This window comes from Nocardia puris (assembly GCF_003315035.1).
In the GTDB taxonomy this organism is placed as follows: Bacteria; Actinomycetota; Actinomycetes; order Mycobacteriales; family Mycobacteriaceae; genus Nocardia; species Nocardia puris.
Genome location: NZ_QNRE01000009.1, coordinates 1 through 21,232, shown reverse-complemented (window position 1 = coordinate 21,232; position 21,232 = coordinate 1). Strand labels below are relative to the sequence as shown.

Genomic DNA, 21,232 nt, shown 5'->3' with positions numbered 1-21,232 from the left:
GCGTGACCCGCGGGTGGCCGTGTTTCGAGACCGGACTCGTCTCGAAAGGACGGCACGGTGAACACCGACCCGTTCCCTCTCGATTCCGGTGCCTACGTTCCCGATCCGGAGCGCGACACCCGCCTGCTCATCGACGGGGTCTTCGACAGCGTCGCCCGGACCGTGCGTGCGCACGGGCTCGGCGACCCGGTGCCCGAAATGCGCGCTCGCCTGGATGAATTGGCGGTGCGACAGGAACATCGCGTCGTCGACGAACCCGCCCGCCACAATCTGCGCATGACGCTCGCGCTCGTGTTCGCCTACCGGTTCCTCCGGCCCGCGCTCGGGAGCACCGCCGCGCGCGTCGCCGTGCGGAAGGCGTTCGTCGAACCCCTCGCCGACACGTTATGTGCGGGTACGCGGGCGATGCTCGACGCCGTCGAGGACCCGTTCGCCGCCATGGTCGAGCTCAGCCGGTCCCGCGAAACCTTCGCCTTCGGACGCGGTTTCGTCTTCGAGCACGCGGCCGACGACGACCGCCGCTACCACGTGAACGTCCGGCACTGCTTCTACCACGACGTCCTGCGGGCCGACGGCGTCGCCGAGTTGACACCGCAGATGTGCGAGTTCGACGCCACCTGGATCGCGGCCATCGATCCCGACCGGCACGGATTCCGCTTCGAACGCGCGACGACCATCGGCCGGGGCGGGAGTCACTGCCGTTCCACTTCGATCGCGTGGAGGCGACCCCGGACCAAGTCTGACCGTGGAAGCGGTGAAGCTCCTCGTCGAGGCACCATGTCCGGTAATCGCGGTGCCCATCACGTTTCAGGTTGCCGGGCAACGGGTTTCAGCGAGGCGCGAGCCTGCGCACCACCTCGGCGGCCGAGGTTTCCTCGGTCAGGTTGCCCACGCCGAGGCCGGCGTTGACGGGGCGGTTGCGGGGGTCGTCGGCCGTGAGGGCTCGGTGGAGTTCGGCGGTGGCGGTGGGGAGGTCGGTGAGGCCGGTGCTCCAGCGGCGGGTGAAGTCGTTGGCGAGGACGCGTTCGGGGAGGTCCGGGGGCCAGGGGTAGCCGGCGGCCTGGTCGAAAATCGAAGTGAGGAGGGTGTTTTCGCCGTCGGCGGCGAGGAGGGCCGCGCGCTCGCCGGGTGTGGTGAGCGCTTCGCGGCAGGCGGTGAAGGCGGTGCCGACCCATACGCCCGCCGCGCCGAGGGACAGGACATGCGATACGTCGGTGGCGGTGGCGATCGCCCCGGCGGCGAGTACGGGGCGGTCGGTGACGCGCAGCACGTTCGCGAGGAGGGTGTCGCGGTTGTGGAGTGGGCGGCCGTGCCCGCCGCCTTCTTGCCCACGGGCCACCAGGAGGTCGGCGCCCGCGCGGTGGGCGGCCTCGGCCTCCGCGGTGTCGGCGACCTGGACGGCGGTGGGGATGCCGGCCGCGTGGGCGCGGGCGATCCAGTCCAGTTCCGTCCCGAAGCTGACGGACAGCAGCAGCGGGCCTGATTCGAGGGCGAGGTCCAGCAGGGCGGGCTCGCGGCGAACCACCCAGTCCACCACCCCGATTCCGACGCGCACCCCCTCGGGCACGCGGTCCAATTCCCGACTCAGTGCCGCGCGCGTGCCGGAACTGCCCATGCCGATCATCCCCAGTCCGCCCGCCGCGGAAACCGCGCCCGCGAGCGCACCGCCCGCCGCACCGCCCATCGGCGCGTTGACGAGGGGCACGCGGCCCGCGAGGGGATCGGTCGGGACTGGTCGTGACATGCGGTGATTCTGGCACGGCCGCTGTCGGGGAGGAACTCAGAAATAGTGGCGGCGGCCGCGCACCGGGCGGCCCACCGAACCGGCGATATACAGCACCGCGCCGATGAGGAGCAGGATGACGCCGGCGGTGATCAGCAGCCCGAATCCGAGCAGATATCCGACGATGAGCAGAACGAGTCCGAGAACGATCATGACGAGCTTTCCGATCGAGTATTTCAGTTCGAATTATTTGGTGGTGGCGCCGCGAGTGGGGGAGCCGGATTTGCGCAGGAATTGCGGAACCCGCCACTGTGGCGTGCGCGCCGTCGATTTCCGATCACCGGTGTGATCGGCGCGCGCCGCGGCGGCCACCCGCCGCGATTCCCGCAATTCGCGCCGGACCGCCATGTTCTTGCGGGTGGACCGGAAGACGCCGCTGAGCGTGAGGCTCACGCCCACACCGCCGACCAGGCCGACGACGATGCCGAGGAGGAACAGCTCACCGGTGGTGCCGCCGAACTGGTAGTCGAATACCGAGAACTCGCTGCCGAGGCGGTTGGCATCGCCGGTGTTGGCGGCGACTCCGGCCACACCGGCGGCGACCGCCAGCACCGCGACGAGGACTCCGAGAATGATGATCATGGCAATTCCCACATACCGAGTAACAATGTGCGGAATCGAGGTTCCCGCTGTTCCGGAAGTCAAACGGTGCGGCGGGCGATGATTTTCCCTTCGCCGGGCAGATACGTATCGATGCTGTTGAGCAGGCAAGTCGGCCCGGACTCTCGGCCGGCGACCGGGCGATTCGAGCCATCGGCCGCGCGTGCCGAGTGTTGTTCAGGCCGTGGGCCTCTGCGCGGCCAGGGCCTTGTGGAGCAGGGCGGCGAGCTGCTGCTGTTCCTCGTCGGTGAGGCCGTCGACCGCGCGGCGGGGGAAGTCGAAGGACTCCTCGAAGGCGTCGTTGACGACGTCGCCCGCCGGGGTGCGCACGATCTGGCGGAAGCGGCGGTCCTCGGGGTTCGGCTCGCGCCGCACCAGGGACCGCCCCTCCAGCCGGGTGACGATCTGGGTGATGTTGGAGGCGTCGCAGCCGAGTTCCTCGGCCAGTTCGCCCATGCCGCGGCGGGTGCCGACCCGGCCGAGGACGCAGGCGTGCGCCATGCTCATCGAGTGCTCGCGCGCCGCCGCCTCGAAGGCGTGGTTGTAGGCGTCCACGAAGTCGAACATCACGCGCTCGAGGTCGGTGGACGCGCGTACGGGGCCTGCCGGAACTGCCATAACGCGAATTCTATGCCAACGTTGAGTGGAATGCTTGATCCGATCAAGCACCTGTGCCACGATAGCGCTTGATTCGATAAAGTATTCGCGCCGGGGCTGCCGCGCGCGACCCAAGCAGAAGGAGTCAAGGTGAGCACCCTGTTCGAGCCGATCACGATCGGCAAGTTGGAGCTCCCGAGCCGCCTGTTCATGGCGCCGATGACCCGTAACCGGGCCACCCTCGACGGACGTGTCACCGAGCTCACCGCGGAGTACTACGCACAGCGGGCCAGTGCGGGCCTGATCATCAGCGAAAGCAACCAGCCCAGCGTCATCGGGCAGGGTTACTTCCTCACCCCCGGCCTGCACGCGGCCGAGCAGGTCGAGGCGTGGCGCGCGGTCACCGACGCGGTGCACAACGCGGGCGGGCGCATCTTCGCCCAGCTGACCCACACCGGCCGCATCGGCCACCCGGCCCTGTACCCGGACGGCGCCCTGCCGGTCGCGCCCTCGGCCGTGGCCAGCGGTGAGCAGCTGTTCACCCCCGACGGCATGATCGATCACCCCACCCCGCGGGAGCTGACCGTCGAGGACATCAAGACCACCGTCGCCGATTTCGTCTCGGCCGCGCGCAACGCCATCGACGCCGGCTTCGACGGTGTCGAGCTGCACGGTGCCAACGGCTACCTGCTGCACCAGTTCCTGGCCGACAACACCAACCTGCGCACCGACGAGTACGGCGGTTCGGTCGAGAACAAGATCCGCGTGGTCCTCGAGGTCGCGTCCGCGGTGATCAACGCCATCGGCGCCGACCGCACCGGCATCCGCCTCTCGCCGGCCAACCCGTTCAACAACATCGTCGAGGCCGACCCGGCGCCGCTCTACACCGAGCTGCTGAGCAAGCTGGCCGAGTTGAACCTGGCCTACGTGCACATCATCGAGGGCGGCAGCCGCGAGCTGACCAAGACCCTGCGCGCCGCGTGGCCCGGCACCTTCATCCTCAACCCGCACCCCACCCCGGAGGCCTTCCCGGCCACCGTCGAGGCCGCCACCGAGGCGCTCGAGTCCGGTGTCGCCGACGCCGTCACGCTGGGTGCGCTGTGGCTGGCCAACCCCGATCTGGACGCCAGGATCAAGGCGGGCGGGCCGTACAACACCCCCGACCAGGCCACCTTCTACGGCGGCGACCACACCGGGTACACCGATTACCCGACCCTGGACAAGGTCGCCTCGGCCTGATTCCCGCGACGATCACCCCGCGCGCGGCACCGGTAGGCCGGTGCGCGCGGGGTGGTCTCGTCATGTCCGTACCGCGTGGGCCGGACGTGCTCGCGCGGCTCGAGCGCCGGCGCGTAGCCGGCCGTACCGAAAGGAGCGCGGGCGTTGAAGGCACTCGTGCACGACAAGGTGAGTCCGCACATGCTGCGCCTGGGCAGCGCCGAGCCGCCGGCCCCGCGGCCGGATCAGGCTCTGGTGGAAGTGGTTTCGTTCTCCTTCAACTTCGGGGAGGTCGCGTTCCGCTCGCCCGAGGCGCCCGCGGGCCTGATCCCGGGGTGGGACGCCGCGGGTGTGGTGGCGCGGGCCGCGGTGGACGGGTCCGGTCCGCCCGCCGGGACGCGCGTGGTCACCTTCGGGTGGACCGGCGCCTGGGCGGAGCTGCGCGCGGTCGACACCGCCAACCTGGCCGTGGTGCCCGACGGACTCGACCTGGGAGCCACGGCCGCGCTGCCGGTGGCCGGGGTGAGCGCGTTGCAGGCGTTGCGCGCGCTCGGCCCGATCGTCGGGCGCCGGGTGCTGATCACCGGCGCGTCCGGCGGCGTCGGCCGGTTCGCGGTGCAGCTGGCGCATCTGGCGGGCGCGCGGGTGATCGCGTCGGTCGGCAGCCCGGAGCGCGGCGAGGGCCTGGCCGAACTGGGCGCGTCCGAAGTGATCGTGGGTCCGGAAGCGTTGCGCGAGCGCGTCTTCGGCGTCGTGGACAACGTCGGCGGCCGGCAGCTGGCCGACGCCTACCTGCGACTCGAGGCGGGCGGCACCGTGGTGGCCGTGGGCAAGGCGTCACGCGAGCCGACCACCATCGACTTCGAGGAGGCGCGCATCCAGGTCGACCGGGGCCGCATCGAGGCGTTCAACTTGCACGCGCCGCTGGGGCAGGAGTTGGCCACGCTGGTGGACTTCGCCGAGCGCGGCGCGCTGAGCCTTCCGATCGGCTGGCGCGGGGACTGGGTGGACTACCGCGAGGCCGCCGACCACCTGCTGAACCGCCGGATCAAAGGCAAGGCAGTCCTGGACGTGCGCCGGGTGTCCTGAGCGGTCCGCGCACGGCCGCGAAAACCGGCCCTTCCGCGCGGAAATATCGCTTCTACCAGCGCGAACAGCGGGCAGTTTCCGGACGATGAGCGGTCGATTACAGGCCCGTGGATACGGTCGCCCCGTGGGCTGGCCGGGAGCACCGGCCGCCCCTCGGCAAGAGCTGTACGAGCAAGGGAGACAGGCCATGACCAGCCGTGTGCGGAGCCGCGCTGTCGTGCTGGGAGGTGGGCTCGCCGGGTTGTTCGCGACCCGCGTGCTCGCCGACCGGTACGAGCGGGTAACCCTCGTGGACCGAGACCACCTGACCGGCCCGAATCTGTTGCGGCGCGGTCTGCCGCAGGGCCACCATCTGCACGGGCTGCTCTCGCGCGGCCAGCAGATCGCCGAAGAACACTTCCCCGGTGTCACCGATCAGATGGTGGCCGACGGCGCGGCGATCGGCGACGCCTCCGCCGACGTGCGCTGGATCATCAACGGAAAGCGCTTGGTGCAGGTCGATTCCGGGCTGGTCTGCCTCACCGCCAGCCGCCCGTTCTTCGAATCCCATATCCGCGACCGGGTGCTGGCGCTGCCCAACGTCGACCTGCTCGAGCAGACCGATATCAGCAGGCTGGAAGTGGTCGACGACGGTAAGCGGATCGCGGGCGTGTGGGTGTTCCCCGAGGCGTCGCACGAGACCCTGCTGCCCGCCGACCTCGTCGTCGACGCCTCCGGGCGCGGTTCGCGCGCGGCGGTGTGGCTCGAGGACCTCGGCTACGAGCGGGTCGAGGAGGAGAAGCACAAGATCGGGATGGGTTACGCCACCCGGTATTACACGATCCCCGACGAGGCGTTCGGCGGCGACATCTCGATCAACACGGTGGCCTCGGCGGGCGTGCCGCGCGGCTGCATCTGCCAGAAGATCGACGGCGGGCGCAGCATCGTCACGGCCTACGGCATCCTCGGCGATCACCCGCCGACCGATCCCGAGGGCTACCTGGCGTTCATCAAAACCCTTGCCGCGCCGGACATCTACGAGACCTTGCAGCACGCCGAGCCGATCAACGACCCGGTGGCCTACAAGTTCCCGACCAACCTGCGCAGGCACTACCAGCGCATGACCGACTTCCCGGCGGGCTTCCTGGTGATCGGCGACGCGGTCGCCAGCTTCAATCCCAGCTACGCCCAGGGTATGACGGTGGCCGCGATGGGCTCGACGGTGCTGCGCGAGCACGTCAACCGCGACGAGGAGATCGATCCGCTGGCCTACTTCGCCGACCTGGCCGCCGACGCGATCGACGGTTGCTGGCAGATGGCGATCGGCGCCGACCTCAGCTACCCCGAGGTCCAGGGCGAGCGCACCCCGGAGATCCTGGAGGCGCACGCGTTCATCGCGCAGGTCCAGGACGCGGCCAGCCGCGACGGCGATGTGTCGCGTGCCTACCAGCGCGTGATCGGCCTGGCCGACCACCCGAGCGTGCTGCACGAGCCGCAGCTCGAGGCCAAGATCCTGGGCGAGGTGCCGGCATGAGCGTCGAGCGAATCCCGTTCGGGCAGTGGACGTTCGACGTCGACGTCGAGGGCCCCGCCGACGGTCCCGCGGTGCTGCTGCTGCACGGCTTCCCGCACAGCCGGGCGTCGTGGACCGAAGTGGCGCCGATCCTGCACCGCGCCGGGCTGCGCACCATCGCGCCCGACCAGCGCGGGTACTCCGACGACGCCCGGCCCACCACGGTGAGCGAGTACGCGCTGCCCTTGCTGGCGGCCGACGCGCTGGCCGTGCTGGACGCGCTCGGTGTCGAGTCGGCGCACGTGGTGGGCCACGACTGGGGAGCGGCGGTGGCCTGGTACCTGGGCGCGCGGCACGCCGACCGGGTGAACAGCCTTGTCGCCCTGGCCATCCCGCATCTGGACGCCTACCAGTACGCCTACCGGGTGGACGCCGAACAGCAGCACAGCTCCCAGTACGTGGAGTTCCTGATGTCCGACGGCGCGGCCGAGCAGTTCCTCGCCGACGACGCCGCCCAGCTCTACGGGTGGTTCGCGCAGGCGGGCGAGGGCGTGCTCACCCCGGAACAAGTGGAGCGCTACGTCACCAAGCACCGCGAGCCCGGCGTGCTGGACGCGGCGCTGAACTGGTACCGCGCCAACAACCTGCTCGGCGAACCCTTCGAGTTCGGCCCTGTACCGGTCCCGACCACCTTCGTGTGGAGCGTCACCGACACCGCCGTCAGCAAGCTGGCGGTCGAGAAGACGAGCGAGCACGTGACCGGTCCGTACCGGCTGGTGACGCTGGAGCAGACCTCGCACTGGCAGCCGCAGCAGGACCCGGAGACGGTCGCGGCCGAAATCGTGCGGCTGGCCCGCACCGAACAGCTGGAGAACCGATGACCGCCGTAGCGACCGAACGGGAGTTCGCCGAGCCGTACCTGCGCGGGGTGCTGGCGACGGCGGGCCTCGACGTGGAATACACCCGGGGCGAAGGCGATACGCTCTACTACCGCCGCGGCGACGAAGAGATCGCGGTGCTCGATTTCGTGGGCGGCTACGGCTCCACGCTGCTCGGGCACAGCAACCCCGAAATCATCGAGTACGCCAGGGAACTGCTGGCCGCGCAGACGCCCATCCACGCGCAGTTCTCCCGCCACCCGTACGCCAACGACGTGGCCAACCAGCTCAATCGCATCGTGCGTCGCGAACTGGATTCGGACGAAGGCTACTTCGCGATCTTCGCCAACAGCGGCGCGGAAGCGATCGAGGCCGGGCTCAAGCACGCCGAGTTCGAGCGATTCGTGCGGGCCGCCGGACTGCGGGCGCAGATCGAGGCCGATATCGAGGCGGCCCGCGAGGCCTCGGTGCCTGCCGCGGAGATCGACGCGCTGGTGGCGGAGGTGACAGCGCACAACGAGGCGCTGTTCGCCGCCACGCCGCTGTTCCTGTCGCCGGTCGGCGCGTTCCACGGCAAGCTCGCGGGCAGCGTCCAGCTCACCTACAACCCGAACTACCGGGCGGTGTTCTCGGCGCTGGCCGCGCAGGCGCGGTTCGTGCCCGTGGACGAGCCGGGCGCGCTCGACGCGGTGGTGCGGGCGGAGAGCCGGGTTGCGAAAAGCCTTGTAGTCGAAGGCGGTTCCGTGCGCGTCGTGGAGCGGCCGTTCCCCGTGTTCGCCGCCGTGGTGCTCGAGCCGATCCTCGGCGAGGGCGGCATCCACGAGATGCCCGCGGACTTCGTCGCCGACGTCCAGCGGGTCGCTGCCGAACTCGGCATCCCGGTGATCATCGACGAGATCCAGACCGGCATGGGGCGCACCGGCGCGTTCCTGGCCAGCGGTCACCTCGGCCTGCGCGGCGACTACTACGCGATCGCCAAGAGCCTGGGCGGCGGGGTGGCCAAGGCCGCCGTGCTGCTGGTGCGGGAGTCACGCTACCTCAGCGATTTCGAGCTGATGCACAGCTCGACCTTCGCCAAGGACAGCTTCTCCACGCTGATCGCGCGCCGGGTGCTCGACATCCTGGAGGCCGACGACGGCGCGCTCTACCGGGCGGCCGAACGGCGCGGCGCGGAACTGCTGGCGGCGCTGCGCTCGGTGCGCGAGGAGTTCCCCGACGTGGTCGCCGACGTGCGCGGCCGCGGCCTGATGGCGGGCCTGGAGTTCGTGAACCAGGCGGAGTCGGACTCGGCGGCGTTGCGTGAGGTGGACGCCTCGGGCTTCTTCGGCTACTACGTCTCCGGATTCCTGTTGCGCGAGCACAGCATTCGCACCTTCCCGACCTCGAGCGCGGTGTACACGCTGCGCTTCGAGCCCTCGGTCTACATCGAGACCGCCGATATCGAGCGCCTGGCGGCGGCACTGCGCGACGTGTGCCGCGAGATCAGGGACGCGGGCGGGGCACGGCTGGCGGCCATCGCCTGAGCCCGTGCCGCACCGGAATTCAGCGCCAACCCAGTGAGGAGATTGAGGAATGACCGTGACCTCCGAAGTCGAGCGAGTGACACCGGACGACCCGAGGTACGCCACCTTGACGGCGAGCTTCAACGGACGATGGTCGGGCACACCGGATTACGTGCTGCTGCCGCGCTCGGTGGAGGAGACCGTCGCCGCGGTGCAGCACGTCGTGGACAGCGGCGCCCGCTTCGCCGTCCACAGCAGCGGCGCGGGGTATGAGGGTCTGATCGCGGCGCCGCAGAACCGCGTCGTGATCAGCACCTCGCAATTGACGTCGGTGGAGTACGACGCGAAGCGTTCCGCCTTCGCGGTCGGACCGGGCATTACCACCGTCGACCTGTACAAGGCGCTGCACGAGCAGTGGCGCGTGACGGTGCCGGCGGGCGTCGGCCCGCCGGTCGCGCTCGGCGGCCAGGTCACCAACGCGGGCTACGGCGCGTTCACGCGCCAGTTCGGCCACCTGGTCGACTATCTGGAAGCGGTCGAGGTGGTCGTGGTCGACGCGGGCGGGCGCGCTCGGGCCGTGGTGGCGAGCCGGGCCGCCGACGATCCGAACCGGGATCTGTGGTGGGCGCACACCGGCGGTGGCGGCGGGACTTTCGGGGTCGTCACCAAGTTCTGGTTCCGCGCGCCGGACGCCGAGGGCGACGCGCCCGCCGACGCGCTGCCCGCCGCGCCGGAGGAAATGCTCGTCTCCGAAGTGGTGTTTCGCTGGGCCGATCTGGACGAGGCGAAGTTCACCAGGCTGCTGACGAACTTCACCGGCTGGCACGCGCGCAACTCGGCGCCGGATTCGCCGGCCGTCAACCTGTTCAGCGCGCTCAAGCCGCGCCACATCTCGGCCGGGGAGTTCCTGCTCTCCACCCAGATCGACGCCGCCACACCGGATGCCGAGCGGATCCTGGACGAGTTCCTGGCCGCCGTCGCCGAGGGCGTGGCCGAGTACCGGGTGGACGTGCGCGAGCGGGTGTCGTGGATCAGCCACGTCACCGCCTGGGCGAACCTGGGCGGTGACGGCTGGGAGGGCAAGGGCCGGTTCAAGGCGAAGTCGGCCTACCTGCGGACCGAACTGCCCGCCGACCAGGCGAGCGCGTTCTACCGTCGGCTCACCGACCCGGACTTCCGCGAGCCAGCCACGCTGGTCGAGCTCGGCGGCTACGGCGGCCGGGTCAACGCCGTCGATCCCGCGGAAACCGCGGCGCCGCAGCGCGATTCGATCATCAAGCTGCTGTTCCTGGTGATGTGGGCGACCGAGGCGGAGGACGCGGCGAACCTGGCGTGGATCCGCGGCTGGTACCGCGACGTCTACGCCGCGACCGGCGGCGTGCCCGCGGCGGGTGGCCCGAACGGCGGCGCGGTCCTCAACTACACCGATACCGATCTGGCCGACCCGGAACTCAACGATTCCGGCCACTCCTGGGAGGAACTGCTCTTCGGGTCCGCGTACCCGCGGCTGCGGCAGGTCAAGGCCGACTGGGACCCGGGCAATCACTTCACCCACACCCTGGCCGTCCGTCCGGCCGACTGAACGAACGACTGATTTCTACCGGAAGGATTTCTCCGATGGCTGGCCTGGAGAAAATCGAATATTTCGACGACCGATATACGAAGGCGCGCGCCGCGCTGGGCGGTTCGCTGCCGAGCGCGGAACAGATCAGCGATATCTTCGAGCGCTGGTTCACCGCGTTGAACACCCACGACACCGATACGCTGCTGACGCTGGTCACCGACGACATCGTGGTGGAAGATCCGTCGATGATGGGGCGCAATTCGCGCGGGCACGACGATTTCCGCCTGTTCTCCGAGATCACCTACACGGCGTTCCCGGATATGCGTTTCGAGGCCACCACGGCGCCGCTGATCGCGCTGGACGGCAACCGCATCGTGGTGCCGTGGCGCGGCACCGCGACGTTCACCGGCTACATCGACCGCTGGCCGCCGGAGAACCCGGCCCCGCGCGTCGACGGCACCGGCAAGCAGTGGACGCTGGAGGGCACCGACACCTACGAGTTCCGCGGCGGGCTCATCTCCTGGTGGCGGATCAGCTTCGACTTCTTCGATATGTCGCAGCAGGTCGGGCTGCTGCCCGGCGGTGACGCGTAGCACCTTCGGCGCGGGCGGTCCGGCCGGGCCGCCCGCGCCGGCCACCCTGCCGCGGATCGGGCGGGGCTCCGACGAACTGAGGGATTCCCATGGTGGACACCGACACTCGCGCGGGGGCGGGCCGCTGGGTCCGGCAATTCGGTCCCGCGCCCGACGCCGCGCACCGGCTGGTGTGCTTTCCGTACGCCGGCGGCTCGGCGAGCTACTTCTTCCGGCTGACCAAGGCGCTCGCGCCCGAGATCGACGCGGTCGCCGTGCAGTATCCGGGCAGGCAGGAGCGTCGCGCGGAACCGATCATCGAGGACATCGGCGACCTCGCCGACCGCGTCACCGAGGCCGTTCTGCCCTGGATCGACCGGCCGGTGTCGTTCTTCGGGCACAGCATGGGGGCGGCTGTCGCGTTCGAGGTGGCGGTCCGATTGCAGCAGACCGGTGTGACGCTGACCGAGCTTTTCGTGTCCGGCAGGCGGGGGCCGGGCACGTTCCGGGACGAGCGCACTCACTTGGCAAGCGACCGAGAGCTTTTGGCCGACGTGCGGCGGCTGGGCGGCACCGACACGGCCGCGCTGGACGACCCCGAGATCGCGGCTATGGTGCTGCCGGTCATCCGTGGGGACTACCGGGCCATCGAGCGCTACCGGCGGGCGGGCGGGCCCGTATTGCGTTGCGGTATCACGGCATTCACCGGGGACGCCGACCCGAAGGCCACCGTCGAGGAGGTGGCCGAGTGGGGCGCGCACACCGAGGGCGCGTTCACGCTGCGCGAGTTCGCCGGCGGGCACTTCTTCCTCAACCAGCACGCCGACGCGGTGGCGGGCGCGCTGCGGGCCCGGCTGACCGGCGCGGAATCCGTCGCCGACGTGCGTTGACGACCGGCGCGTCATCTTTCATTATCCGGTCATTGTTTTTCCGGAAACCATTTGTCGCACAGTGATCGAAACGAATAGGGCGGCCCGTACCGGCCGCCCTGTTTCGTGTTCGTGAGGGCGCGATTACTCGCGGATTACCGAGCCGTGCCCCGCGCATTGCTACGTTGTCGTTACGTCCATGGTGATCGACTGTTTTCCGGTGGGACTAAGGGGAGAATCGCTTTGACTTCGACACACGCCGCTGGCGCCGCCGAAATCGCCATCACGGGATTCTCGTGCCGGTTGCCCGGCGCCGCCGATCCGGCAGCATTCTGGGAATTACTTCGGTCCGGAAACGATGCGATATCGGCGTGGCCCGCCGGACGCACGGAATTCCGCACTCCCACCGCGACCGGCATCCGCCGCGGCGCGTTCCTCGCCGACGTGACGGGGTTCGACGCGCAATTCTTCGGCATCTCGGCGCGCGAGGCCGCGGCGATGGACCCCCGGCAGCGGCTCGTCCTGGAACTGGCCTGGGAAGCGCTCGAGGACGCGGGCACGGTCCCGGACCGGTTGCGCGGCACCGACGCGGCCGTCTTCGTCGGGGCGCACCGCGACGACTACGCGGCACTGCTGGCGACCGCCGAGGACGCGTCGATCACCCACCACACGCTCACCGGCGCCAGCCGAGGCGTCATCGCGAACCGGCTCTCCTATTTCCTCGGCGCGCGCGGGCCCAGCCTGACCGTCGATTCGGCGCAGTCGTCGTCGCTGGTCGCGGTGCACCTGGCCTGCCAGAGCCTGCGCTCGGGCGAGGCGTCGACGGCGCTGGTCGCCGGGGTCAACCTCAACCTGGCCGAATCCGGCGCGGTGGCCACCGAACGGTTCGGCGGTCTGTCGCCCACGGGCACCTCGGCGGCCTTCGACGCGAGCGCCGACGGTTTCGTGCGCGGCGAGGGCGCGGTGGTGCTGGTGCTCGAACCGCTGGCCGAGGCGCTCGCGGCCGGTCGCCGGGTGCACGGCGTCATTCTGGGCAGCGCGGTGAACAACGACGGCGCGACCGACGGGCTGACCGTCCCCGGGCAGCAGGGCCAGGAGCAGGTGCTGCGCGAGGCGTACCGGCGGGCCGGTGTCTCGCCCGCGCAGGTGCAGTACGTGGAGGCGCACGGCACCGGCACGCCCGTGGGCGATCCGATCGAGGCGGCCGCCCTTGGCGCGGTGCTGGGTGCGGGTCGTGCGGCGCCGCTGCGGATCGGGTCGGCCAAGACCAACGTCGGCCACCTGGAGGGCGCGGCCGGGCTCACCGGACTGTTGAAAGTGCTGCTGGCACTGAAGCATCGGCAGTTGCCGCCCAGCCTCGGGTACTCCGAGCCCAACCCGGCCATAGCGTTCGACGAGCTCTCGCTCGCGGTGCAGACCGAACTCACGCCGTGGCCCGCTCCCGATGCGGCGCTGTTGGCGGGCGTGAGTTCGTTCGGCATGGGTGGCACCAACTGCCACGTGGTGGTCGGGGCCGGTCCCGACCCCGAACCGGCCGCGCCGGGCCGTCGCCCCGCGGTGGTGCCGCTGGTGCTGTCGGCCAAGACACCCGAGGCCTTGGCCGCCGCGGCGGGCCGGCTGGACCTGACCGGTCGCGACGCGGTGGACGTCGGGTGGTCGCTGGTGCGCACCAGGGCGAGTTTCGAGCACCGCGCCGTGGTGTGGGGCGCGGACGAGCGGGCGTTGCTCGGCGGGCTGGCGGCGGTCGCCGCCGGGCTGCCCTCGCCCGCACTGGTTTCCGGACGGGTGGAGCCCGGCGCCCTGGCCGTGGTGTTCGCGGGCCAGGGTGGCCAGCGGACCGGCATGGGGCTGGGGCTGTACGCCGAATACCCGGCCTTCGCCGCGGCTTTCGATGAGGTGGCGGCCCATCTGGACGGCGAACTCGAGCGCCCCCTGCGCGAGCTCATCGCGTCCGGCGCGCGGCTGGACGAGACCGGTCACGCCCAGCCCGCGCTGTTCGCGCTCGAGGTGGCGCTGTTCCGGCTGGCGGAATCCTGGGGTGTGGCACCGGATTTCGTGGCCGGGCACTCCATCGGCGAGATCGCCGCCGCGCACGCGGCCGGTGTGCTCTCGCTCGCCGACGCGGCGCGGCTGGTCGCGGCGCGCGGCAGGCTCATGCAGGCGCTGCCCGCGGGTGGCGCGATGATCGCGCTGGAGGCGAGCGCCGAGGAGGTCGCCCCGCTCTTGGCCGGGCGGCCCGAACTCGGGATCGCGGCGATCAACGGGCCGCGAGCCGTGGTTGTCGCTGGCGCCGAGGCGGACGCGCTGGCCGTCGCCGAGCAGTTCGCGGGGCGCGGGCGCAAGGTGAAGCGCCTGCGCGTCTCGCACGCGTTCCACTCGCCTCTCATGGAGCCGATGCTCAGCGAATTCGCCGATGTGGTCGGCACTTTGCGCTTCGAGCAACCCCGGCTGCGGGGCGTGTCGTCGGTGACCGGTGGCGACGCGACCGACTGGGCGTCCGCCGACTACTGGGTCGAGCACGTTCGCAAACCCGTCCGTTTCCTCGACGCGGTCCGCGCGCTGGAGCGAGCCGGTGTGGCCACCGTGCTGGAGGCCGGGCCCGACGGCATCTGCTCGGCGATGATCGCGGACGCGGCCGAGCATCCCGAGCGCATTGCCGCCGTGCCCGTTCTGCGGCCGGACCGGTCCGAACCGGAGACCGCCGTGGCGGCGGCCGCCCGCCTGCACGTGCGCGGGGCAGGAGTGGATTGGGCGGCGCTGTTCGCCGAAAGCGGTGCGCGCGTGGTGGATCTGCCGACGTACCCGTTCCAGCGCAGGCGGTACCCGCTGCCGGGTGCGTCCGCTGATTGGAGCGGAGCGTCCGTTGCTGACGCGACGGAGCGCAGCTCCCACGGGACGGAGAACCGCTCCGATGGGCAAACGGCCGCGCACCAGGCGGTACCCGGCGCCGGGGGACAGTCGGCCGTTGCGGAGAACGGCTCCTCCCAACGTAACCTCCCCGCAGACCTCGATCACCTGGTCCTCACCCACGTGCGCGCCGTGCTCGGACTCGACCCCACCGAGCGCTTGGACGAGCGCGCCCGCTTCCGCGATCTCGGCTTCGATTCGCTGCTCGGTGTCGAGCTGCGCACGTCGCTGGCGCGCGCGCTCGACCGATCGCTGCCCGGCGGCCTGCTGTTCGACTACCCGACGCCCGCGGCGCTGATCGAGTTCCTGCGCGCCGAACTCTCCGGCGCGGCAATCGATCTCGACGCCGTGTCGGCGGTCGCCACCACCGACGACCCGATCGCCATCGTCGGCATGGCCTGCCGCTTCCCCGGCGGTGTGACCGGCCCGGACGAGCTGTGGCGCGTGGTGCTCGACGGCGTCGACGCCACCTCGGAGTTTCCCGCCGATCGCGGCTGGGACGACGCGCTGTTCGACGCCTCACCGGAGCGGGCGGGCCGCAGCTATGTCCGGCGCGGCGGATTCCTCGACGGCGCGGGCGATTTCGACGCCGGACTGTTCGGCATCTCCCCGCGCGAAGCGCTCGGCATGGACCCCGAGCAGCGGCTGCTGCTCGAAACATCCTGGGAGGCGGTGGAACACGCGGGCATCAACCCGCAGTCACTGTCCGGCACCCGCGCCGGGGTCTTCGTCGGCGCCACCACCTCCGACTACGGTCCCCGGATGCACACGCCCGCGGCGGGCACCGACGGCTACGTGCTCACCGGCACCGCGCCGAGCGTGATGTCGGGCCGCGTCGCCTACCAGCTCGGGCTGCTCGGGCCCGCGCTGACGGTGGACACCGCGTGCTCGTCGTCGCTGGTCGCGATCCATCTCGCGGTGCGCTCGCTGCGTTCCGGCGAGGCGACGCTCGCGCTCGCGGGCGGTGTCGCGGTGATGGCGAATCCCGGGATGTTCGTGGAGTTCTCGCGTCAGCGCGGCCTGGCGCCCGACGGCCGGTGCAAGCCGTTCGCGGCGGCGGCCGACGGCACGGCGTGGGCCGAGGGCGCGGGTGTGCTGGTGCTGGAGCGGCTTTCGGAGGCGCGGCGGCACGGGCGCCGGGTGCTGGGGGTGATCCGTGGCACCGCGATCAACCAGGACGGCGCGTCCAACGGGCTCACCGCGCCGAACGGGCCCGCGCAGCGGCGGGTGATCGCGAGCGCGCTGGCCGACGCGGGCCTGACCGCCGACGCGGTGGACGCCGTGGAAGCCCACGGCACCGGCACCGCGCTCGGCGATCCCATCGAGGCCGACGCGATCCTCGCCACCTACGGCGCGCGGCACGCCGAGGACCGTCCGCTGTATCTCGGTTCGCTCAAATCCAATATCGGGCACGCCCAGGCGGCCGCCGGCGTCGGCGGTGTGATCAAGATGGTGCAAGCGCTGCGACACGCGACCCTGCCCAAGACGCTGCACGTCGACGCGCCCACTCCACACGTGGACTGGAGCGCGGGCGCCGTGGAACTGCTTGTGGAACAGCGAGATTGGCCACGCGGTGAGCGACCGCGTCGCGCCGGCATCTCGTCGTTCGGCATCAGCGGCACCAACGCCCACCTGGTGCTCGAGGAGGGCGATCCGAGCGCACCCGTCGCGGCCGACCACGCGGACGAGACGGTGGCCTGGTTCCTGTCCGCCCGCGATCGCGCGGCGCTGCGGGCCCAGGCGGACAGGCTGGCCGACTTCGTCTCCGCGCGACCGGAACTGCCGGTCGGCGCGGTCGCGCGCTCGCTGGTGACCTCGCGCGCCCTGCTGGACGAGCGAGCCGCGGTCTTCGGGCGCACCGCCGACGAGCTGCTGGCCGGTCTGCGCGCGCTGCGCGACGATGCCGACGCGCCCGGTCTGGTGACCGGCCGCGCCGCGAAGACCGGGCGCACGGCGTTCCTGTTCACCGGACAGGGTGCCCAGCGGCTCGGCATGGGCCGCGAACTCCACACGCGCTCCGAGGTTTTCGCCGCCGCGTTCGACGACGTGTGCACCGCGTTCGACCCGTGGCTGGAGCGCGGGCTGCGCGAGGTGGTCTTCGGCGACGACGCCGATCTGCTGGACCGCACCGAGTACACCCAGCCCGCGCTGTTCGCGGTCGAGGTCGCGCTCGCGGCGCTGTGCGCGCACGCCGGACTCGTCCCGGACCTCGTCGCGGGGCACTCGATCGGGGAACTCGCCGCGCTGCACGTCGCGGGCGGCATCGGCCTGGCCGACGCGGCGCGGCTGGTGGCCGCGCGCGGCAGGCTCATGCAGGCCGCGCGGGCGGGCGGCACCATGGTCGCGATCGCCGCGACCGCCGAGGAGATCGCCGAATCCCTCGGTGCCGGTGTGGATCTCGCGGCGGTAAACGGCCCCGACGCGGTCGTGCTCTCCGGCGACGCCGAGGCCGTGCGCGCGGTGGCCGACCGGTGGCGCGATGCCGGACGCCGCACGCGCGAACTCCGGGTGAGCCATGCGTTCCATTCCGCCCACATGGACGGCGTGCTCGACGAGTTCCGGCAGGTGGCCGCCTCGGTGCGATTCACCGCGCCGGCGATTCCCGTGGTGTCCACCTACGCGCCGGGCGAGGCCGAATCGAGCTCCCCGGACTACTGGGTGCGCCAGCTGCGCGGCACCGTGCGGTTCCACGACGCGGTCCGGCGGCTCGAGCGCGACGGCGCGCGGGTCTTCGTGGAGATCGGGCCGGACGCGGTCCTCACCGGTCTCGCCCGCGCTTCCTTCGCCGAGAGTGGGTCGGTGGCGGTGGCGTTGCAGCGCGACGGCAGGCCGGAGGACGAGACGTTCCGCGTGGGCGTCCACACCGCGCACGTGTACGGCGCACCCGCCGAACCGACCGCGCTGTACGAAACCGATTCCGCGCCTGTGGAATTGCCCACCTACGCCTTCCAGCACACGAGGTACTGGCTGCCCACCGGTACGGACCGGTCCGACACCGGGCATCCGCTCCTCACCGCCCGCCTCGACCCCGCCGACCGCGACGAGGTGCTGTTCGGCGGGCGCGTCACCGGCGCCGACCACGGATGGCTGCGCGATCACGTCATCGCCGACACCGCCCTGCTGCCCGCCACGGCGTTCGTGGATCTCGCGCTCGCGGCGGCGGGCGAGGTCGGCGCGGGACAGGTGTCGGAGCTGGTGGTGGAGGCGGCGCTGCCGCTCGACGGACCCGTCGACCTCCAGGTCGTCGCTGCCGCCGCCGACGACACCGGACGGCGCGCGCTCGCGATCCACGCCCGGCCCGCCGATGATGGCGGCGCATGGACCCGGCACGCGTCGGGCTTCCTCGACGCCGAGGCTCCCGCCGCCGCACCCGTGGGTGCGTGGCCGCCCGCCGACGCCGAGGAGGTGCCGGTCGGCGACCTCTACGAGCGGCTGGCCGAGATCGGCTACGCGTACGGTCCGGCGTTCCGCCTGGTCACCCGGCTCTGGCGGCGCGAAGGCGAGTTGTTCGCCGAGATCGGCGAGGTGACCGGTGCGGACCGGTACGCCGTGCATCCGGCGCTGTTCGACGCCGTGCTGCATCCGCTGGTGTTGGAACTGGCGGCGTCGTCGGAACCCGGAGAGTTGTTGCTGCCCTACGCGTTCACGGGTGTGCGCGTCGCGAATCCCAGCCGAGGTGCGCTGCGGGCGCGACTGACGAGCACGGGGGACCGGTCGGTCACCATCGCGGTCTCGGGTGCGGACGGTACGCCGGTCGTCACCGTCGACTCGCTCGATCTGCGCCCCACCGCCGTCGCCGGATCGGCCACGCGCCCACCGCTGTACGGCGTGACGTGGTCGCCGCTGCCCGGTGCGGACCAGGCCGACGCCGTCGCGGTGGAGGTGCCCGCCGGTCGTGGACCGGAGGCGGCGCATGCGGGCGAGGCCGACGCCGTGGCGCTGGAGGTGCCCGCGGGCCGTGCACCGGAAGCGGTGTACGCGGCGGTTTCACTTGCCGCACAGACGATTCGGGAGCGCATCGCCGACGGCGCGCCACCGCTGGTGCTGATCACCCGCGGCGCGGTCGCCGTCACCCCGGACGAGCGGGTCACCGATCTCGCGGGCGCGGCGGTCTGGGGCCTCGGCCGGGTCGCCGCCACCGAGCACCCCGGCCGGTTCCTGCTGCTCGACCTGCCCGAAGGTGAGGAGATCGGCGCCTGGCCGCGCCGCGCCGTGGGCAGCGGCGAGAGCCAGCTGGCCGTGCGCGACGGAAAACTGTTCGCGCCCAAGGTGATCAAGCGCACCGCCGCCCCCGCACCCCGCCCGATCCGCACCGATGGCACGGTGCTCGTCACCGGCGGCACCGGTGGACTCGGCGCGCTGATCGCCAAGCACCTGGTGACTGCGCACGGTGTGCGGCACCTGGTGCTGGTCAGCCGTCGCGGCCCGGCCGCGCCCGGTGTGGACCGGCTGCTCGGCGAACTCAGCGACGCGGGCGCCACCGCGCGCGTCATCGCCGCCGATGTCGCGGACGCCGCCGGTGTGGCCGACGTGCTGGGCGCGATCCCGGACGACCGCCCGCTGCGCGCGGTGGTGCACGCCGCGGGCACGCTGGCCGACGCCACCCTCGACGCGCTCACCGACGAGCGGATCGCCACCGTGTTGCGCCCAAAGGTGGACGCCGCCTGGTACTTGCACGAGGCCACCGCGGAGCTGGATCTCGATGCGTTCCTGCTGTTCTCCTCGCTGTCGGGCCACGTGGGCACGGCCGGCCAGGGAAGCTACGCGGCCGCCAACACCTATCTCGACGGCCTCGCCGCGTACCGGGCCTCGCTCGGCCTGCCCGCGCTGTCACTGGCCTGGGGTCTGTGGGAAGCGGGCATGGGCACCGGTCTCTCGGACACCGACGTCGAGCGCTGGAAGCGCGTCGGCACTCCGCCGCTGACCGCCGACCAGGGGCTCGCGCTGTTCGACGCGGCTCTCGCGCACCCGGATCCCGTTGTGGTGGCGGCACGTATCGACACGGCCGCCGCCGCGGCGAACGGTCCCGCGATCCTGCGCCCGCCCACCCGTCGCACGACCGCCGCCCGCGGGGGCGGATGGGCCGCCGCGATCGAGGCGCTGCCCGAGGACGAGCGTGCCGCCGCGATCCTCGACTACGTCACCGCGGCGAGCGCCACGGTGCTCGGCCACACCTCGGCGGCCGGCATCGACGTGGACACCGCCTTCCGCGAACTCGGCTTCGACTCGCTGGCCGGGTTGGAGCTGCGCAACAAGGTCAGCGCCGACACCGGCATCGCGCTGTCGGCGACCGTGGTCTTCGACCATCCGTCACCCGCCGCCTTCGCGGCCCACCTCGGCGAACTCCTGAAGCCCGAGAAGACCACCACCGCAGTGGCTTTCACGGCCACCGCGCGCACCGACGACGACCCGATCGTCATCGTGGGCATGGCCTGCCGCTACCCCGGCGGGGTGCGCACGCCCGCCGATCTGTGGCGGCTGGTGAGCGAGGGCGTGGACGCCATCAGCGAGTTCCCGGTCAACCGGGGCTGGAACGTGGACGACCTGTTCGATCCGACCGGCGAGCGCGGGGGCACCTCGATCACCAAGCAGGGCGGCTTCCTGCACGAGGCGGACGTATTCGACGCGGCCTTCTTCGGTATCTCGCCGCGCGAGGCCACCGCGATCGACCCGCAGCAGCGCCTACTGCTCGAAACCTCTTGGGAGGCAATGGAAAACGCCGCCATCGATCCGGCCACGTTGCGCGGCAGCCGCACCGGCGTGTTCACCGGCGCGATGTACGACGACTACGCCGTCCGCGTGCAGGGCGCCGCGGGCGAGTTCGAGGGACTGCTGCTGGCGGGCAACCTGTCCAGCGTCGTATCGGGCCGCCTGTCCTACACCTTCGGCTTCGAAGGTCCCGCGATCACGGTGGATACCGCGTGCTCGTCGTCGCTGGTCGCGCTGCACCTGGCCGCGCAGTCGCTGCGCAGCGGCGAGTGCGATCTCGCGCTCGCCGGTGGCGTCACCGTGATGTCCACGCCGAACACTTTCATCGAGTTCTCGCGCCAGCGTGGGCTTTCCGCCGATGGTCGGTGCCGTTCTTACGGTGCGGGTGCGGGTGGTACGGGGTGGTCGGAGGGTGTGGGTTTGGTGGTGTTGGAGCGGTTGTCGGATGCGGT

14 protein-coding genes are annotated in these 21,232 nt (G+C 71.5%); 10 read left to right on the top strand and 4 right to left on the bottom strand.

The genetic code is table 11. From position 1 onward, the window contains the following. The first annotated feature begins 57 nt into the window (after positions 1-57). Positions 58-909: an L-2-amino-thiazoline-4-carboxylic acid hydrolase gene (locus tag DFR74_RS21320; protein WP_084538145.1), complete on the top strand. Its 852-nt coding sequence runs from the start codon at positions 58-60 to the stop codon at positions 907-909. On the opposite strand, the gene DFR74_RS21315 is transcribed toward DFR74_RS21320, so the two are convergent. The 4 genes from DFR74_RS21315 to DFR74_RS21305 all read right to left on the bottom strand — a co-directional run bounded on the left by DFR74_RS21315 (position 830) and on the right by DFR74_RS21305 (position 3,001). Next, entirely contained in the window at positions 830-1,744 is a 915-nt protein-coding gene (locus tag DFR74_RS21315; protein WP_067513806.1) for an NAD(P)H-dependent flavin oxidoreductase, read from the bottom strand. The two genes, DFR74_RS21320 and DFR74_RS21315, sit on opposite strands and share 80 nt — an antisense overlap. 36 nt (positions 1,745-1,780) lie before the next feature. Further along, positions 1,781-1,936 carry a DUF6131 family protein gene (locus tag DFR74_RS36145; RefSeq protein WP_170160782.1) on the bottom strand — a complete coding sequence of 52 codons (156 nt, stop codon included), beginning with the start codon at positions 1,934-1,936 and terminating at the stop codon, positions 1,781-1,783. A 33-nt stretch (positions 1,937-1,969) separates the two neighbouring features. Then, positions 1,970-2,365: a hypothetical protein gene (locus DFR74_RS21310; protein WP_067513807.1), complete on the bottom strand. Its 396-nt coding sequence runs from the start codon at positions 2,363-2,365 to the stop codon at positions 1,970-1,972. A gap of 195 nt (positions 2,366-2,560) precedes the next feature. After that, positions 2,561-3,001, bottom strand: coding sequence for a MarR family winged helix-turn-helix transcriptional regulator (locus DFR74_RS21305; RefSeq protein WP_067513808.1), 441 nt, complete (start codon positions 2,999-3,001; stop codon positions 2,561-2,563). A 129-nt stretch (positions 3,002-3,130) separates the two neighbouring features. Here DFR74_RS21305 and DFR74_RS21300 point away from each other — a divergent pair, with 129 nt between their 5' ends. From DFR74_RS21300 to DFR74_RS21260, 9 genes are all read left to right on the top strand, one after another. Then, positions 3,131-4,219: an alkene reductase gene (locus tag DFR74_RS21300; RefSeq protein ID WP_067513809.1), complete on the top strand. Its 1,089-nt coding sequence runs from the start codon at positions 3,131-3,133 to the stop codon at positions 4,217-4,219. Positions 4,220-4,363: 144 nt separating this feature from the next. Then, positions 4,364-5,287 (top strand): zinc-binding dehydrogenase, encoded by a 924-nt coding sequence (locus DFR74_RS21295; RefSeq protein ID WP_067513810.1) that lies wholly within the window; start codon positions 4,364-4,366, stop codon positions 5,285-5,287. A gap of 187 nt (positions 5,288-5,474) precedes the next feature. Beyond that, positions 5,475-6,800, top strand: coding sequence for an FAD-dependent oxidoreductase (locus DFR74_RS21290; RefSeq protein WP_067513811.1), 1,326 nt, complete (start codon positions 5,475-5,477; stop codon positions 6,798-6,800). Continuing rightward, positions 6,797-7,660: an alpha/beta fold hydrolase gene (locus DFR74_RS21285; RefSeq protein ID WP_067513812.1), complete on the top strand. Its 864-nt coding sequence runs from the start codon at positions 6,797-6,799 to the stop codon at positions 7,658-7,660. Before DFR74_RS21290 ends, DFR74_RS21285 begins: the two co-directional genes overlap by 4 nt. Continuing rightward, on the top strand, positions 7,657-9,180 hold the full coding sequence (locus tag DFR74_RS21280) for an aspartate aminotransferase family protein (protein WP_067513813.1): 1,524 nt from the start codon (positions 7,657-7,659) through the stop codon (positions 9,178-9,180). The genes DFR74_RS21285 and DFR74_RS21280 overlap by 4 nt, the downstream gene beginning before the upstream one ends. Positions 9,181-9,229: 49 nt before the next feature. Then, positions 9,230-10,741: an FAD-dependent oxidoreductase gene (locus DFR74_RS21275; RefSeq protein WP_067513814.1), complete on the top strand. Its 1,512-nt coding sequence runs from the start codon at positions 9,230-9,232 to the stop codon at positions 10,739-10,741. Between the two features lie 35 nt (positions 10,742-10,776). Next, entirely contained in the window at positions 10,777-11,316 is a 540-nt protein-coding gene (locus tag DFR74_RS21270; RefSeq protein ID WP_067513815.1) for an ester cyclase, read from the top strand. Positions 11,317-11,405: 89 nt separating this feature from the next. Beyond that, the gene (locus tag DFR74_RS21265) at positions 11,406-12,185 is read left to right on the top strand and encodes a thioesterase II family protein (RefSeq protein WP_067513816.1); all 780 of its coding nucleotides are present in this window, start codon (positions 11,406-11,408) and stop codon (positions 12,183-12,185) included. A gap of 222 nt (positions 12,186-12,407) precedes the next feature. Then, positions 12,408-21,232 (top strand): type I polyketide synthase (locus tag DFR74_RS21260; RefSeq protein ID WP_211334143.1); only part of this gene is annotated, 8,825 nt, incomplete at its 3' end.